The following is a 15,250-nucleotide window of genomic DNA, read 5'->3' as shown; positions in this document are numbered from 1 at the left end:
GATGACGCTCAATCCGGGTATGGAAGATGAGTATCAGCGCCGTCATCTGGAGATATGGCCGGAGCTGGTGGCTGTCCTGCGTGGGGCCGGTGTCAAGGAGTATTCAATTCATCTCGACCGGTCTACCAATACTCTTTTTGGGATGTTGAGCCGACCTGCAGATCATAAAATGCAGACGCTCGCGGAGCATCCCGTTATGAAGAAATGGTGGGGCTACATGGCTGATATCATGGTAACCAACCCGGATAACTCGCCCGTACAAACCGAACTTGTTTGCGTGTTCCAGTTACCATGAGTGCCGTCCATCGTGTGGCAGTTCTGGATATCGGCAAGACCAATGCAAAGGTGGTTGTTGTTGACACGAATACGGGTATGGAAATTGCACGACGTAGTACGCCGAACAAAGTTTTGAAGAACGGTCTATACCCGCACTACGATGTTGGAGCTCTTTGGACGTTTTGTATTGATGCATTAACTGAATTTGCCGCTGCGCCCGGTTTTGACGCTATCTCAGTCACCGCCCATGGCGCTGCTGCAGTCCTGCTGGATGAGCAGGGACTTGCAATGCCGGTGATCGACTATGAGTACATCTATCCTGAAGAGGTGCGCTTAGCCTATGCTGCACTTCGTCCAAGTTTTTCCGAAACGCATTCTCCACTGCAATCTGGTGGACTGAATGTCGGCGCACAAATCCATTATCAGAAAACGCAATTCCCGACTGAATTTGCCAATGTAAAAACAATCGTGACCTACGCACAATACTGGGTTTGGCTATTGACAGGAATTGCCAGAAACGAGGTTACTTCTCTGGGTTGCCATACTGATCTGTGGAATCCCCAAACAGGCGAATATTCTAGTCTTGTCGATACGCTTGAACTGCGACCATTGCTTGCGCCGATCGCTTCAGCATTTGACGCTATCGGTGGACTTTTGCCACAGTTGGCAGCGCGAATTGGTGTTGATAGTGCGGTTCAGGTTTATTGCGGCATTCACGATTCGAACGCCTCATTGCTTCCACACCTCATGACGCGGAGCGCCCCTTTTTCCGTGATTTCCACGGGCACATGGGTAGTGGCATTTGCGGCCGGAGGTGCGCTTGATGGGCTTGATCCGGCACGCGATACCTTGGCAAACGTCGATGCCTACGGCAAGGCCGTTCCATCAGCACGCTTTATGGGAGGCAGGGAATTCGACCAGCTAACGCTCGGCAATTCTGCTGCTCCAGATGCTGCAACGCTTGCACGGGTTATGGCCGACCAGATTATGGTCCTCCCCAGCATCGTTCAAGGTTCGGGCCCTTTCCCGGACCGGCAGGCAGTTTGGATTAATGGTGAGCCAAGGGCAGCGCCGGAACGGTATGCTGCTGCTTCCCTGTATGCTGCGATGATGACCGAAACCAGCCTCCGCCTGATAGGTGCGTCCGGCCCGACGATCGTTGAGGGGCCATTTGCCCGCAATTGGATTTATCTTTCCGCGTTGCGGTCGCTCACCACACGTGAAGTCATCGCTACTGAGGGCTCAACCGGTACGAGTCTTGGGGCAGCGCTGCTGGCGGGTACATTATTTCCTTCGCAGTCTGGTGGCGAAACAATATTCCCGCTGGGTCCGGATTTTGATCTTTATGCAAAACACTGGTGGGACAACATCACTTAGTGCAAAGGACTTGCCGCAGCAGTACAGACGCACCAACGCAGAGTGCTGCGGCCAGTACCGAGATACCCACGACTGACGACCAACCAAATGCGTTGATCACACTGCCGACAGCGATTGGCCCGACAACCTGGCCAAGATTGCTGCCCTGCATGACAAGACCGACAGTGTATGGGGCCAGCCGAGGTTCCGAAGAAAGCACTGGAGCCGTGGCGAGCAGTGTGGCGGGGATCAAGCCGCCGACAGCAGAAAACAGCATGCATAACGCCAATACAGCTGAATTTGGCAAAATGGGCAGCAGTATGCCAATGCTGCACATGCCCATGACCAGCGTTGCAACAGCAATAAGTTTCCATCGCTGCAAACCCTGCCCGATAAGAAACCCTGCGGTAAGGTTGCCCAAAATGTTCATTGCTGTTGCTGCCGCGCTCAGCATACCGGCTGTCTGCAACGAAACGGACATGCGCTCCGTCAGCAAGACCGGCAGAAAACTGAAAATGGTGAAAAACTGCAGACTGTAGAGGGCAAAGGTTATGGCCAATATGATAGGGCCGCTCGATCTGAATGTTGCCCGTGTATCGGCGCGAAGTTCTTTCCATGAAAAAGAGCCTTTTTGAGACGGCGGCAAAACAATCATGGAAATTATCAAAGCTGCAGCGACTGTTACGGCACTGGTACCCCATACCGCTTGCCAATTTGGCAACAATGGCCCGCATAACATCGAGAGAGCTATACCGGTTGGCATAAAGCAACTCCACAATCCGAACGCCATTGATTTGCTATTCTCCGGTGCTAATCGCGTGATCAGCGCGGGTCCAGCTACAATAACCAGAGTGAAGCCCATACCCTCGATAATACGTGTCGCAAGGAGCAGTTCAAAACTTGGTGCTGCAGCGCCAACACCAGCAGCCAATGTGATTGCCGAAAGGCCGCACAACAATATGCGGCGGTCACCCATGGCGCTTACAAATGCCCCCGCTGGAATGCCACCCACCACTCCCAACAATGCGAATACTGAGATTAACCATCCAACTGAAGGCAGATCAATTGCGAGGGAGGTTTGCAGGAAAGGAGCGGCTATCGAGGGCTTGATAACTTGCATGGCCGCGACGATACCGGCAATAAAGACGATGAAGACATATAGCCAATTTCGGCCCGGCTGCCCCGTCCGTTTTTCCATAGACATACCTTTGATTCATTCACAACGGAGAATGCTCAAAGGGTGCAGTAAAAGCGGCATCAATAAAACTGTTATAATCTGTATCAGACCTATCTATCAAATAGATCAAGGAGGACGAAAGCGCCCTCCCTGATTTCGATGTAAACAGCAATCCTGTTTACGAACGGGTCTTATTCCTTAAGTTCGCGTAGCTATTTCGCCGACAGTTTGTTGAAATCGTTATCCAAGCGCTCTAGGGCGGTTGAGATTACTTGTTGCTTATCATTCACCCAAGCATCCTGATTCGCGATTTTGTCCTTGGCAGCCTTAATCATACGCGCCATTTCTTTTGGCTGTGGACCTCCGACGGTAGCTCGGTTTCTCACGATTGCGACAGGATCGAGTGTTGAGCGAAACTCTTCTTCGCTCATAGGTAGCTCTGTTGCAAAGTCAGTACCCTTGACCGCTTCGGAGTATATCTTTTTTGCTTCCGCATATGGAAAATCGAGTGGTTTGATATTCTTCGATTTGGCGAAGTCTACAACCTCAGACGCGAAGTGATGTCCGACCCGGAATGGCAGTTTGTATTTACGCATCAAAACATCGGCCAGTTCTTGCGAGGCGGTCCAATCGCTGTTCAGTTCTTCCAGCGAGCGGTCTGGATCTATGACAAGTGAACCGAGTATTTTCTCCCAACCCTTCAAAGCTTTGATCGCGCTTTCGACAACCTCGGTATTGGCGTCCACGTCTTTTGGGTCAGACATGCCGGGGGTGATGTTGTGCGCCTGGATGACAGGTCCCAAGGCCAAAGTTACAGCCGTTGACGCATCCTGTCTCGTGGAATTCAGAATTCCAGGGTTACGCTTTTGAGGCATTGCACTGGATACATAAGTGTTGTTTCCACCCTCCTGCAACAATATCCACGGGCGCGGCTGCGCGTACTGCGTCATGATATCTTCGATGAACTGTCCCGTATGGAGCGCTATGCTTGTAACAATCGCTCCTACTTCTACCGGTTCATCTACCGACGAGATTTGCGAGGCATCATAGGCGTTGTCAACGATGCCAGAGAAACCCAAATAATCAGCCATGCGGGCTCGATTAAGGGGCCAGCTCGTTCCATTGAGCACAGTTGTACCCATAGGGCTTCTGTCAATCCGGGCATAGGTTTCCCTGATGCGCTGGGCATCACGTTCAAGACCTGCAGCATGACCAAGCAGGTAATGCCCGAAACTATTTGGCTGTGCTGCGACGCCATTGGTATAGTTGGGTACAATCGTATCGACGTGACGCTCTGCGAGGTCAACCATAACACTCGTTGTCTTATCCAACTGGCGCGCGAGTCTCAGCAGATCATCCCGCAGGATGGCTGCCCTGAATGTAGCATGCATATCCTGGCTTGAGCGGCCGGCATGGATCAACGTAACTTCCGGGCCCGCCGCATCAATAAGTAATGGTTCGAACGATATTACGGTTGATGGCCGCTTTCCTCCCGCGGCATTGCCGTCCACTAGCACCTTTTCAAGGCCGGCAGCGATCTTGGGAGTGAGAGCTTTATCGAGCAGACCTTCCTCGGAGTTAATGACAATAGTTGCCTTATTGATCATCCCCAACCAGAAGAATTCATCCCTTTGGGTTTTCTCTGCAGCAAGTACTACACCACTATTCATCGCCGCAGCGAATGTCAGTGCGTAAAGAATCTTTTTCATGAATACCTCCCAATGTCTGCGGAGACACCAGACTACAGAAAATTTGGTGCTCCGCAGAACTGTCTGTTAGATTTGCGATCAGAATGATCAGCTCGCCAAAGCCAAGGCGTCGTCATCGGCAAAATCGCCATTGAGAGCCTGAGCCAACTTGTCCTTGTCCAGCTCGCCTTCCCAACGGGCTACAACAATTGTTGCTACGGCATTGCCAACAAGATTGGTCAATGCACGGCATTCGGACATGAAGCGGTCGATACCGAGGATCAACGCCATACCTGCAACAGGGACGGCGGGTACGACAGACAGCGTTGCTGCAAGAGTAATAAAGCCGGCACCAGTGATACCTGCGGCACCCTTGGAGCTTAACATTGCTACAAGCAGAAGAAGAACTTGGTCCGACAGGCTAAGATCAATATTTGTTGCCTGTGCAATGAACAGAGCCGCCAACGTCATATAGATATTCGTGCCATCGAGATTGAACGAATAGCCGGTTGGGATGACAAGACCTACGACAGATTTCTTGCAGCCTGCCTTTTCCATTTTTGCCATCAGGGTCGGCAACGCCGCCTCTGAAGAGCTTGTGCCAAGCACAAGCAACAATTCTTCCTTAATGTAACGGATGAGCGCTAAGATGGAAAAGCCGTTATACCAGGCGACGGCACCAAGAATGATAAGGACGAACAGCAGAGACGTCAGATAGAATGTGCCAATCAACATGATCAAATTAGCAACGGAACCGATACCATACTTACCAATGGTGAATGCCATCGCTCCAAATGCACCGATAGGTGCGGCCTTCATCAAAATGGCGACCAACTTGAAGATCGGGGCTGAAAGCAGCAGCAGGAAGTTGGTGACAGGTTCAGCCTTTTCGCCGACCATAGCCAATGATAGGCCGAACAATACGGAGAAGAACAGGACCTGCAGGATATCGCCCGAGGCAAAAGCGCCGACAATCGTAGTCGGAATGATGTTGTTCAGGAAACCGATGATGCTCTGTTCATGCGCCTGTTGTGTATAGGTCGCCACAGCTTTCGGATCGAGTGATGCGGGATCAATGTTCATACCGGCGCCTGGCTGCACCACATTGGCAACGACGAGCCCGACAATCAAAGCGAGTGTAGAAAATGTCAGGAAGTAGATCATCGCCTTGCCGGCGACCCTGCCAACTTTTTTGAGATCGCTCATTCCGGCGATGCCGGTAGATACTGTAAGAAAGATTACTGGAGCGATGATCATTTTCACCAGCTTGATGAAAGCATCGCCGAGTGGCTTCATGCTGGTACCAATATCGGGATAGTAATGTCCAAGCGCGATACCAATGGCTATCGCAACAAGCACCTGAAAGTAGAGATGGCTGTAGATTGGAATTTTCTTTGATGGCTGCGGGCTAGCAGTGCTTGTATTTATTGTCACCGGACTCATGACTTCCTCCATGATGCGAGCCTCGTCTGACAGGTTCAACCTGTTAGCCTCCCAGGCTCAGTTGCAAGGGCGGGCCTACCGTCCTTTGCTCCGGTATTTGCAAGGCGTGTGCCAGTTGATATTTTTCTTTTTAAGCTATTGAAAATACTTTACTATTTTATATAGTGTCAGATTTGAAAGGCGACTGTTTGTGCGGTATGCCGCTCAATCATGTTGAGTTTTGTGCGGATATATGCACACTTAACGTATGGGAGAAGAAACAGAAAATTTGCCCCGAACATCCTATCGAGCCCTTCGATCTGGTTGGGCAATCAATGTCGCATTGGTTGCTGTAGCGGCGGTAATTATCATTGCAGCGCTTTTCGCAGCTGCAGATTACGGGCGCCAGCGGGGATACCAGACCGTCACTGATCGGGCCCGAAATACCGCCGAACTCAATGCCGTGCTTCTGCGTACGGTTCTCGAAAAGCAGAGATCAATTCCATTTGTTCTCTCCCAGGATCGCGATGTCATAAGTGCCCTCTCAACACGAAGCGAGAGCGTGCTGCAGCTTCTTAATCGCAAATTGGAAAGTCTTATTGGGGGAACAGGCTCGGCCGTTATCTATCTGCTTGATGCAGGTGGTTTGGCCATAGCAGCAAGCAACTGGAATGAACCGATAAGCTTCGTAGGAACCAATTACAGTTTCCGGCCATATTATACGCGTGCGGTAAGAAACGGCAGTGCGGAACATTATGCACTTGGAACTGTGAGCAAGCGGCCCGGCCTCTACATTTCAAGACGCATTGACGGTCCAACTGGGGTTCTTGGCGTCATCGTCGTCAAACTGGAATTCGATGAGATTGAGGCTGACTGGCGTCGTAACAGCGATCCAACATTTGTAGTTGATCAGCGTGGCATCGTGCTTGTTACCAGTTTTCCCGATTGGCGGTTTATGACCGAGGGCGTAATTCCGGCTGATCGCATGGGTCCGCTTCGCGAAAGTCTGCAATTCGGTGGTGCGTCGCTGACGCCATTGGATATTGTTCCCTCAACCTCACAGGCGGAACCGGATATCGTCAGGGCACGTTTGCCGGGTGCGACGTCTAGAAGGGAATTCGTGAGGGTTCAAACCCAAGTCCCCACCACAAGCTGGAAACTTCAGTCACTGACACCGGCGACGCCAGCAGTAACAGAGTCAGTCCGTAACGCACAGGTTGTGACGTTGCTCTTTCTCGCTCCGCTATTATCACTGACGGCTTTTTTCCTGCGCCGCCGTGGATTGGCTCTGCGGCGCGCGCGCGAACAGGAAGCGGCAAGGCTTGAACTTGAGCGTCGTGTCGAGGCGCGTACCGCCGATCTAAGCACAGCGCATGCGGAACTGGTTATGCAAGCCGAAGAGAGGCAAAAAACGGAAACAAAACTTCAGACGGTGCAACTGGAGCTTGTGCAGGCCAACCGCTTGGCAATCCTTGGTCAGGTGACTGCAGGTGTCGCCCATGAGATCAATCAGCCTGTCGCCGCAATTCGATCCTATGCGGATAATGCCGCAACGTTTTTGGATCGGCATCAAGTTGCATCGGTAAGGGATAATCTCAAGACGATCGCTGGTCTTACGGAGCGGATAGGAAGTATTACCGACGAGCTTAGAACGTTTTCACGCAAAGGCACGGGAGAGTCAGGGCCAGTTAATGTGGTAGACATCATTGAAGGCGCAATGCTGCTTTTAGGGAGCAGATTTCGCCAGCGTGCGGGACAAATACTGACCGAAATGCCGCCTGCCGATGTCAAGGTTTATGGCAATCGTATTCGGCTTGAGCAGGTTTTGATCAACCTGATGCAGAACGCCCTTGAGGCTACAGAGGGTGGTCCCGCGAGCAGGATCAGCGTGCGTTGCGCGATTGATGATGAGGAAGTGCGGTTGACCATTGCTGATAACGGACCGGGAATACCGGATTCGATCATGCAGATGCTTTTCACACCGTTCAATACATCGAAAGACCGGGGATTGGGGCTTGGGTTGGTGATATGCCATGACATTGTTGCCGAATATGGAGGGCACATTGAAGTTGAAAGCAGTTCTGCTGGAGCGGAGTTTACAGTGCATCTGAGAAAGGTGGTCTGAAAATGGATGTAAATCATGTTGCCTTTGTTGATGACGATAACGATCTTCGTACTGCAAATTGCCAAACGCTCGAGCTTGCAGGTTTTACGGTACACCCATTTTCAGATGCGATCGCTGCGTTGCGGGCTTTAACGCCGGAGTTTCCGGGTGTGGTCGTTACCGATGTCAGGATGCCCCACATTGACGGGCTCGAATTTTTCCGCCGTTTACGAGAAACAGACTCGGATTTGCCCATCATTCTTATCACCGGACACGGCGATATCGATATGGCCGTGGAAGCGATCCATAAAGGTGCCTACGACTTTATCGCCAAGCCTTATCCGGCGGATCGACTCGTACAAAGCATATTGCGAGCGTTGGAAAAACGTCGGCTTGTCATGGAAAATCGCGAGTTGAGGCTGGCAATGGAGAGCTCTGACGAAACCTTGCCGCTGATCGGTCAGACGCCTGTCATGCAGAATCTTCGGAAAACATTACGCCACGTGGCAAGCGCCGATGTAGATGTTTTGATTGCCGGTGAGACAGGTACAGGCAAAGAAGTGGTGGCTGGTCTCTTGCATGAGTGGAGCAGGCGCAAAACAGGAAACTTTGTTGCCCTTAATTGTGGAGCATTGCCTGAAACTGTCATCGAAAGTGAGCTTTTCGGGCATGAGGCCGGTGCATTTACAGGTGCTCAAAAGAAGCGTGTAGGCCGGATCGAGCATGCAAGTGGTGGCACCTTGTTCCTCGATGAAATCGAGAGCATGCCGCTTTCCACACAGGTAAAGCTTCTTCGGGTTTTGGAGACTCGCGAAATTACACCGCTGGGAACCAACGATCACCGGCAAGTAGATCTGCGTGTCGTTGCTGCAGCGAAGGTTGACTTGGGCAGCGCGGAGCAGCGTGCCAATTTTAGGGAAGATCTTTTTTACCGGCTTAACGTTGTTACTGTTTCAATCCCTCCCCTCCGCGAGCGCCGCGATGACATAATGCTCCTGTTCACCCATTTTTTGCACCGTGCCGCCGCACGGTTCAAATCGGAGCCACCTGCGATTACGGCAGCACTCCGCGCCTATCTTGTTGAGCATGACTGGCCAGGTAACGTGCGGGAGTTGTCGCATTTTGCCGAACGTACAGCTTTGGGGTTACAAACAGTCGAGATAACGCAGCCTGATGAAAACCCGTTAAATGATACGTCCAGCTTGCCAAAAGCTATGGAACAATATGAAGCAAAGCTTATCCGTGGTGCACTGTCGGCAACCAACGGGGATGTGCGTTCGACAATCGAAGCGCTGGGGATTCCCCGCAAAACCTTTTACGACAAACTGCAGCGCCATGGCATCGATCGTTCAGACTATGTTGCAGACAAGTAAGAATATTACGCGAAACGCGCTATCGGATCAGTGCATGCACTTACTGAAAGACGCTCAACCAATGGACATTCCAGCTTGGTGATCGAATGGCGTGCCCCCGTGAAGTTTATGGGACTTTCGAGCTGTTCAATTGCCCAGCGTCCCATAGCGCGATGCGGGAGAACGGAGGTTGTCAGTTGCGGATGAAGGTGCCGGGAAATTTCTTCGTCATCATAACCAATGACTGAAATATCTTCCGGAATACGCATTCCGGCTTCCTTCAACGCTTCATAGCAACCAATCGCTGTCCGGTCGTTCTGGCAAAAAATGGCTGTTGGCCGTTCTTTCAACATGAGTAGTTTTTTTGTCGCTTCGTATCCCGCACTTGCAGACCAATCTCCTTCTATGACCAAGGTTGGATCGAAAGGAATGTCAGCGGTTGCCAGAGCGCGACGATAGCCTTTCAAACGATCCTTTGCAGCTTCCATCCAAGGTTCACCAGTGATCGTACCTATACGGCGATGGCCGTGCTGAATTAGATGGCGGGTCGAATGTTGCCCTCCTGCAATTTCACTCGGGACAACTGCAGGAAATGCGTGATCTGTGCTGTAGCAGTTCAACAGAATGACCGGCACATCAAGGTCGTAAACGGCCTGAGGCAACGTTACTTCGCGCGTGAAGATTGCCATGTAGATGAGAGCAGATATGCCCTGTTCTGCAAGAGCCCGAATTGTACGCGGTTCCATCTCGGGATCATTGAGCGTTTGGGCGACCAGAATGATATTGCCAGCACTCCATGAGGCTTGACGGGCACCCTCTATGGCAACGACGGCCTCAGGGCTCGTAGCCAACTGGTCGACAACAAACCCTATTTTCCCGTCTGTCGTTGGTGCAGATGCATTGACTATATCGAGATGCGCAAAATTGGGAGCTGCATAACCGAGTGAACGAGCTGCTTCAATAACGCGCTCACGCGTCTCGGCGGCCAGTTTGATGCCGGGCGTCTTGTTAAGAACAAAAGAGACTGTCGCTTGAGAGCATCCAGCGACGCGTGCAATATCTGTCATCGTAACGCGTTTACCAATGCGTTTACGCCGTTTCGCATCGTTTGCGCGCTCGGGTTTTCCAGTGGTCTTTTTCTCCACTGTATTATTCATCTGCAACACCGCCTCTGCATAAACAGGATCAAATTCTACGTGCCGATAGTAGGAGGAGATTGTTCGACTAATCAACATAAATAATTATTGACTAATTTTTATAAATGACGATGATCGTTGTAGTGGGATCGCCACGAGCTTAAACTTGCTCTAAATTTCTGGGAGGAAATTTCAATGAATGTTACCCGTCGCACACTGTTATTGACGTCGGCTATCGGACTAGCCGCGACAATGGTTGCGGGCAGCGCATTTGCTGCGTCACCACCGCTCAAAAAGAAAGACACATACAAGGTTGGCTTTGCTCAAACTGAGAGCAACAATCCATGGCGGTTGGCGCAGACCGCCAGCATGCAGGAAGAAGCCAAGAAACGTGGCTGGCAGCTCGTCTATACGGATGCTGCAAGTTCTGCTGCCAAGCAGGTCGCTGACGTAAACTCGATGATCGCTCAGGGAGTGGATCTCATTTTCTTGGCGCCGCGCGAGGAAAAGCCATTGATCCCGGCTATCAAGGCCGCGAAAAATGCCGGTATTCCGGTGATCCTGCTTGACCGTAGTGTTGATCCTTCGCTTGCGAAGGCGGGTGAAGATTATGTGACCTTCATTGGCTCTGACTTTATTGAAGAAGGTCAACGGGTCGCTGACTGGCTCGTGGCCAATGGCAACGGAAAAACCAAAATCATCGAGCTGGAAGGCAGCACGGGATCATCGCCCGCAAATGATCGCAAGAAGGGCTTTGATGATGTGATTGCAAAACACTCTGATTTCAAAATACTGGCGTCGCAGACGGGTGATTTTGCTCGTGATAAAGGGCGCCAGGTTGCCGAAACACTGCTTCAGGCGCATCCGGATGCAGACGTGATCTACGCCCACAATGATGAAATGGCGATCGGTGCGATTTCCGCGATTGAGGCTGCCGGCAAGGTGCCAGGCAAGGATATTCTTGTACTTTCAATCGATGGCGGCAAAGAAGCTGTGCAAGGTGTAGTGGACGGCAAGATTGCAGCGGTCGTCGAGTGTAATCCTCGTTTCGGACCTAAGGCTTTTGACACGGCAGTCGCTTACGCGAATGGCGATAAAATTCCGGAGAAGATCATTAACCCGGATCAGTTCTACGATTCCAAGAACGCAAAAGAACTACTTGGCACGGCCTATTGATATTGCCCTTCAGCCAGCGCTCTAATTGAGGGCGCTGGCGTTCCTTGCGCTTGGAGATCATTTGACATGACTGCCCTTCTGTCGATGACCGGCATTGATAAACGTTTCGCCGGAATTCCTGCGCTTTCCGAAGCCAGTTTTTCTGTACAACACGGTGAAGTGCACGCGTTGATCGGTCAGAACGGTGCAGGAAAATCAACTCTTATCAAAGTGCTTACCGGCTATCACAAACGCGATTCCGGGGAGGTTACATTTGAGGGCAAGCCGTTTGAGGTTTCCTCGCCGCAGCAGGCGCAGGCCAGTGGAATTAGTACAATTTATCAGGAAATCAATCTCGTCCCTTACCGATCCATAACAGAAAATATTTGTCTTGGCCGGGAAGCTCGCCGCTATGGATTACTCGATTGGCGACGGATGCACAAAGAAGCAGAAGCTTTGCTGCAGCGCTTTAACGTGCGTCTGGACGTGCGCCGTCCGCTGATGGAATTTAACACTGCTACGCAGCAAATGGTGGCAATAGCTCGAGCTATCGGATTTTCGGCGAAGCTTGTCATTATGGACGAGCCGACTTCATCGCTTGATGAGCGGGAAGTCTCCGTACTCTTTGATGTCATCCGCCAACTCAAAAATGAAGGCGTGTCAGTGGTATTCGTGAGCCACAAGCTTGATGAGCTCTATGCGGTTTGCGATCGTGTTACGATCATGCGTGATGGCAGAACCATTACGACTGCAGCCATGAACGAGATCGACAAGATCAGTCTTGTTTCTTCAATGCTTGGACGTTCCATTGAAAGAACTGACGGTCATGCTACTGCTTTCGGTGACAGAGACAAAAAGAACATTGGAAAGGTTCTGCTTGCTGCAGATAATCTTGCGGTGAACCAGTCCGTCCAGGATGTGACATTCAATGTCCGCAGCGGTGAAATCGCGGGTTTTGCCGGATTGTTAGGCGCGGGGCGGACGGAAACTGCACGCATGGTATTCGGAATTGACCGCCCAAGTGCCGGATCAATGCAATTCAATGGCAAAGCCTATGACCCGAGAAAACCTGCGGATGCGATTGCCGCTGGCATGGGTTTTTGTACTGAAGACAGGAAAAGCGAAGGTATTGTGCCGGAGATGAGTGTTTCCGAGAACATGATGCTGGCGCTCATGCCCAAGTTGGCGAAATCCGGCATCATTGATGAAAAAGCCCAACGGGAGATCGTTGAAAAATTCATCAGACAGCTCGGTATAAAGTGTTCCGGGCCGGATCAGAAGGTTCGTGAATTGTCCGGTGGAAACCAGCAGAAGGTATTGTTGGCACGTTGGCTCGCAATGAATCCGCGGCTGCTCATATTGGATGAACCCACGCGTGGAATTGACGTTGGCGCTAAGGGTGAAATTCAGTCTCTTGTAAAGTCTTTGGCTGATCAGGGTCTTGCTGTGCTGATGATTTCTTCCGAGCTGGAAGAAGTAACGGAGGGGGCTGATCGGGTATTTGTGTTGAGAGAAGGTGTAAGTGTTGCGGAGTTTGATCGGGATCAGGCAACAGAGGAGGCGCTGATGTCTGCCATGGCAGAAGGCAGTGCTCCTCGGATCGAGGAAACTCCAGCATGACCGATCTTACGGCCCAGCCGAAGCAACGTCTTTTTGATCCTTTCGAATTCCTGGCACGCTACGGAACATTGATTGCTCTGGCCTTACTGATTGTTTTCAATCTGATTTTCACGCGTAACTTTGCGTCAATGCAGACTGTGAACGTCAATCTTACCCAGGTTTGTACGATTGTAATCGTTGCAGTCGGCATGACGCTGGTTATCGGCACCGGCGGCATTGATTTGTCAGTCGGTTCTCTTATGGCTATTTCCGGTGCCTTGGCACCCATGATCTTTCTGGGAAAGATTCTTCCAATCGGGAACATCTATCTTGCAGTAGCGGCGGCGATGATCATTGCGGTGTTGATTGCTGGTATATTCGGGCTCTTTAATGGTTGGCTGATTGCGCGTTTCAGAATCCAGCCGATCGTTGCCACGCTGGTCCTGTTTATAGCAGGTCGTGGCATCGCGCAGGTCATGACAAATGGCAATCTCCAGACATTCCGGGTGCCGGAATTCCAGTTTATTGGACTTGGACGAATTCTCGGCGTCCCGGTGCAAGTCATATTGATGGCAATCATCGTCATCATTGCCGCGTGGGTGTTAAAACGCACGGTATTTGGGCGCCAGATCATCGCTATTGGTGGCAATGAACGTGCCGCAGAATTGTCCGGAATAGCTGTCTCGAAAGTCAAGCTCATCGTTTACGGCATTAGTGGTCTTTGCGCAGGTATTGCAGGGTTGATTGTTATAGCAATCAACTCATCCAGTGATGCAAATCTTGTTGGTCTCGGAATGGAGCTTGACGCCATTGCTGCCGTCGCTGTCGGCGGTACCCTTCTCAGCGGGGGTAAAGCCACAATTATCGGCACACTCTTGGGTGCCATGACAATTCAGCTGGTACGCTACACGCTTCTTTCCAATGGCGTACCGGATGCTGCTGCGCTGGTTGTCAAAGCAGGAATAATTGTACTTGCCGTGTGGATACAGCAGCAAGGCAGACATGCATGACCCAAGTTAAACTTATCAAAATACTCGGAAGTTATGGCGTTGTTATTGCCCTGCTTTTGCTGATCCTGTTTGGCTGGGCGCGCTATGATTATTTCTTGGGTCTTTTCAACATTACAAGCGTACTGCGATACAATTCAATGTTCGCGCTGGTCGCACTCGGTATGTGCTTTGTCATCATGACAGGTGGTATTGATCTGTCTGTGGGGTCCACGGCTGCGCTTGGAAGCGTGGTTGCCGCACTGGCCAGTCCCCATGGAGTCTGGATAGGTTTGGGCGCTGGTGTAGGTGCGGGGCTTTGCGTTGGGCTCATCAACGCGATCCTTGTTACGCGATTGCGGATTATGCCGTTTGTCGCGACATTAGCGATGATGTTGGCTGCAAGCGGCACAGCCCTGCTCCTTGCAGACAATCAATCAGTTTCCGTTTCTTATGAGAGTGGTTTTACCACACTGGGGCAGGACAATTTTCTTGGTTTTCCCATACCTGCCTGGATTGCATTGTTTGCCTATATTGTAGGCTGGGTCATATTGAATTTCACAAGCACAGGTCGCGGTGTTCTCGCCGTAGGCGGAAATGAAGATGCTACGCGTCTCATGGGTCTTCCTGCCGACCGCATCAAATTTCTCGTTTACCTTGCAAGTGGTGGCCTGGCGGGAATGGCAGGTGTCATTCTCGCATCGCAGTTTGGTGCCGGACAACCTATTGAGGGCGTCGGCTGGGAATTGTTTGCGATTGCTGCTGTTGTTGTTGGCGGAACGCTGCTTACGGGCGGTGTGGGTTCTGTCGGTGCGACATTGGCTGGTGTGCTGTTGCTCGGTATTCTGTTTAATGTCCTGAATTTCGAAAACGGGAAAGGCTGGATATCCCTGTCCGCGTACTGGCAGTCTGTTATTCGCGGCTTGTTTCTGCTGGTTGTCGTGATCCTGCAGGCTAAACTTGCCTCGCGAGGCGGCGTAGCTGCCAAGGATCATTGAT

General features: G+C 51.3%; 12 protein-coding genes. 8 read left to right on the top strand and 4 right to left on the bottom strand.

Annotation, left to right across the window (positions count from 1 at the left end; all coding sequences use genetic code 11):
• The first annotated feature begins 1 nt into the window (after window position 1).
• Window positions 2-295, top strand: coding sequence for an L-rhamnose mutarotase (gene rhaM, locus PMI41_RS01725; RefSeq protein ID WP_008121121.1), 294 nt, complete (start codon window positions 2-4; stop codon window positions 293-295).
• Window positions 292-1,653, top strand: coding sequence for an FGGY-family carbohydrate kinase (locus tag PMI41_RS01720; protein ID WP_008121118.1), 1,362 nt, complete (start codon window positions 292-294; stop codon window positions 1,651-1,653). The genes rhaM and PMI41_RS01720 overlap by 4 nt, the downstream gene beginning before the upstream one ends.
• On the opposite strand, the gene PMI41_RS01715 is transcribed toward PMI41_RS01720, so the two are convergent.
• The 3 genes from PMI41_RS01715 to PMI41_RS01705 all read right to left on the bottom strand — a co-directional run bounded on the left by PMI41_RS01715 (window position 1,646) and on the right by PMI41_RS01705 (window position 5,940).
• Window positions 1,646-2,836, bottom strand: a complete 1,191-nt coding sequence (locus PMI41_RS01715; protein ID WP_202949284.1) for an MFS transporter — start codon at window positions 2,834-2,836, stop codon at window positions 1,646-1,648. The two genes, PMI41_RS01720 and PMI41_RS01715, sit on opposite strands and share 8 nt — an antisense overlap.
• A gap of 185 nt (window positions 2,837-3,021) precedes the next feature.
• Window positions 3,022-4,518: an argininosuccinate lyase gene (locus tag PMI41_RS01710; RefSeq protein WP_008121113.1), complete on the bottom strand. Its 1,497-nt coding sequence runs from the start codon at window positions 4,516-4,518 to the stop codon at window positions 3,022-3,024.
• 87 nt (window positions 4,519-4,605) lie between these two features.
• Window positions 4,606-5,940 carry a dicarboxylate/amino acid:cation symporter gene (locus PMI41_RS01705; protein WP_008121112.1) on the bottom strand — a complete coding sequence of 445 codons (1,335 nt, stop codon included), beginning with the start codon at window positions 5,938-5,940 and terminating at the stop codon, window positions 4,606-4,608.
• 268 nt (window positions 5,941-6,208) lie between these two features.
• Between PMI41_RS01705 and PMI41_RS01700 the strand changes: the two genes are divergently transcribed.
• Both PMI41_RS01700 and PMI41_RS01695 read left to right on the top strand, forming a co-directional pair.
• Window positions 6,209-8,044: an ATP-binding protein gene (locus tag PMI41_RS01700; RefSeq protein WP_162130111.1), complete on the top strand. Its 1,836-nt coding sequence runs from the start codon at window positions 6,209-6,211 to the stop codon at window positions 8,042-8,044.
• A 2-nt stretch (window positions 8,045-8,046) separates the two neighbouring features.
• A complete protein-coding gene (locus PMI41_RS01695) occupies window positions 8,047-9,396 on the top strand; it encodes a sigma-54 dependent transcriptional regulator (protein WP_008121107.1) in 1,350 nt (449 codons plus the stop codon).
• Window positions 9,397-9,401: 5 nt separating this feature from the next.
• Here the strand turns inward: PMI41_RS01695 and PMI41_RS01690 are convergent, their stop codons facing one another.
• Window positions 9,402-10,442, bottom strand: a complete 1,041-nt coding sequence (locus PMI41_RS01690; RefSeq protein ID WP_040853465.1) for a LacI family DNA-binding transcriptional regulator — start codon at window positions 10,440-10,442, stop codon at window positions 9,402-9,404.
• 264 nt (window positions 10,443-10,706) lie between these two features.
• Between PMI41_RS01690 and PMI41_RS01685 the strand changes: the two genes are divergently transcribed.
• The 4 genes from PMI41_RS01685 to PMI41_RS01670 all read left to right on the top strand — a co-directional run bounded on the left by PMI41_RS01685 (window position 10,707) and on the right by PMI41_RS01670 (window position 15,249).
• A complete protein-coding gene (locus PMI41_RS01685; protein ID WP_008121103.1) occupies window positions 10,707-11,687 on the top strand; it encodes an ABC transporter substrate-binding protein in 981 nt (326 codons plus the stop codon).
• Window positions 11,688-11,753: 66 nt separating this feature from the next.
• Entirely contained in the window at window positions 11,754-13,286 is a 1,533-nt protein-coding gene (locus tag PMI41_RS01680; protein WP_008121101.1) for a sugar ABC transporter ATP-binding protein, read from the top strand.
• Window positions 13,283-14,275, top strand: a complete 993-nt coding sequence (locus PMI41_RS01675; RefSeq protein WP_008121100.1) for an ABC transporter permease — start codon at window positions 13,283-13,285, stop codon at window positions 14,273-14,275. The genes PMI41_RS01680 and PMI41_RS01675 overlap by 4 nt, the downstream gene beginning before the upstream one ends.
• On the top strand, window positions 14,272-15,249 hold the full coding sequence (locus PMI41_RS01670; protein ID WP_008121097.1) for an ABC transporter permease: 978 nt from the start codon (window positions 14,272-14,274) through the stop codon (window positions 15,247-15,249). Before PMI41_RS01675 ends, PMI41_RS01670 begins: the two co-directional genes overlap by 4 nt.
• The last annotated feature ends 1 nt before the right edge of the window (window position 15,250 follow it).

Origin of the sequence: Phyllobacterium sp. YR531, assembly GCF_000282595.1 — a bacterium.
Taxonomy (GTDB): Bacteria; Pseudomonadota; Alphaproteobacteria; order Rhizobiales; family Rhizobiaceae; genus Phyllobacterium.
Note: the sequence above shows the minus strand (reverse complement) of the source record. Positions and strands in the feature narration are given on the sequence as shown.

Bases quoted from the DNA above. Each gene is read 5' to 3' on its own strand.
- PMI41_RS01675 (WP_008121100.1), top strand. From the start codon at position 13,283: ATGACCGATCTTACGGCCCAGCCGAAGCAACGTCTTTTTGATCCTTTC.
- PMI41_RS01680 (WP_008121101.1), top strand. From the start codon at position 11,754: ATGACTGCCCTTCTGTCGATGACCGGCATTGATAAACGTTTCGCCGGA.
- PMI41_RS01685 (WP_008121103.1), top strand. From the start codon at position 10,707: ATGAATGTTACCCGTCGCACACTGTTATTGACGTCGGCTATCGGACTA.
- PMI41_RS01695 (WP_008121107.1), top strand. From the start codon at position 8,047: ATGGATGTAAATCATGTTGCCTTTGTTGATGACGATAACGATCTTCGT.
- PMI41_RS01705 (WP_008121112.1), bottom strand. From the start codon at position 5,940: ATGAGTCCGGTGACAATAAATACAAGCACTGCTAGCCCGCAGCCATCA.
- PMI41_RS01715 (WP_202949284.1), bottom strand. From the start codon at position 2,836: ATGTCTATGGAAAAACGGACGGGGCAGCCGGGCCGAAATTGGCTATAT.
- PMI41_RS01670 (WP_008121097.1), top strand. From the start codon at position 14,272: ATGACCCAAGTTAAACTTATCAAAATACTCGGAAGTTATGGCGTTGTT.
- PMI41_RS01720 (WP_008121118.1), top strand. From the start codon at position 292: ATGAGTGCCGTCCATCGTGTGGCAGTTCTGGATATCGGCAAGACCAAT.
- rhaM (WP_008121121.1), top strand. From the start codon at position 2: ATGACGCTCAATCCGGGTATGGAAGATGAGTATCAGCGCCGTCATCTG.
- PMI41_RS01710 (WP_008121113.1), bottom strand. From the start codon at position 4,518: ATGAAAAAGATTCTTTACGCACTGACATTCGCTGCGGCGATGAATAGT.
- PMI41_RS01690 (WP_040853465.1), bottom strand. From the start codon at position 10,442: ATGACAGATATTGCACGCGTCGCTGGATGCTCTCAAGCGACAGTCTCT.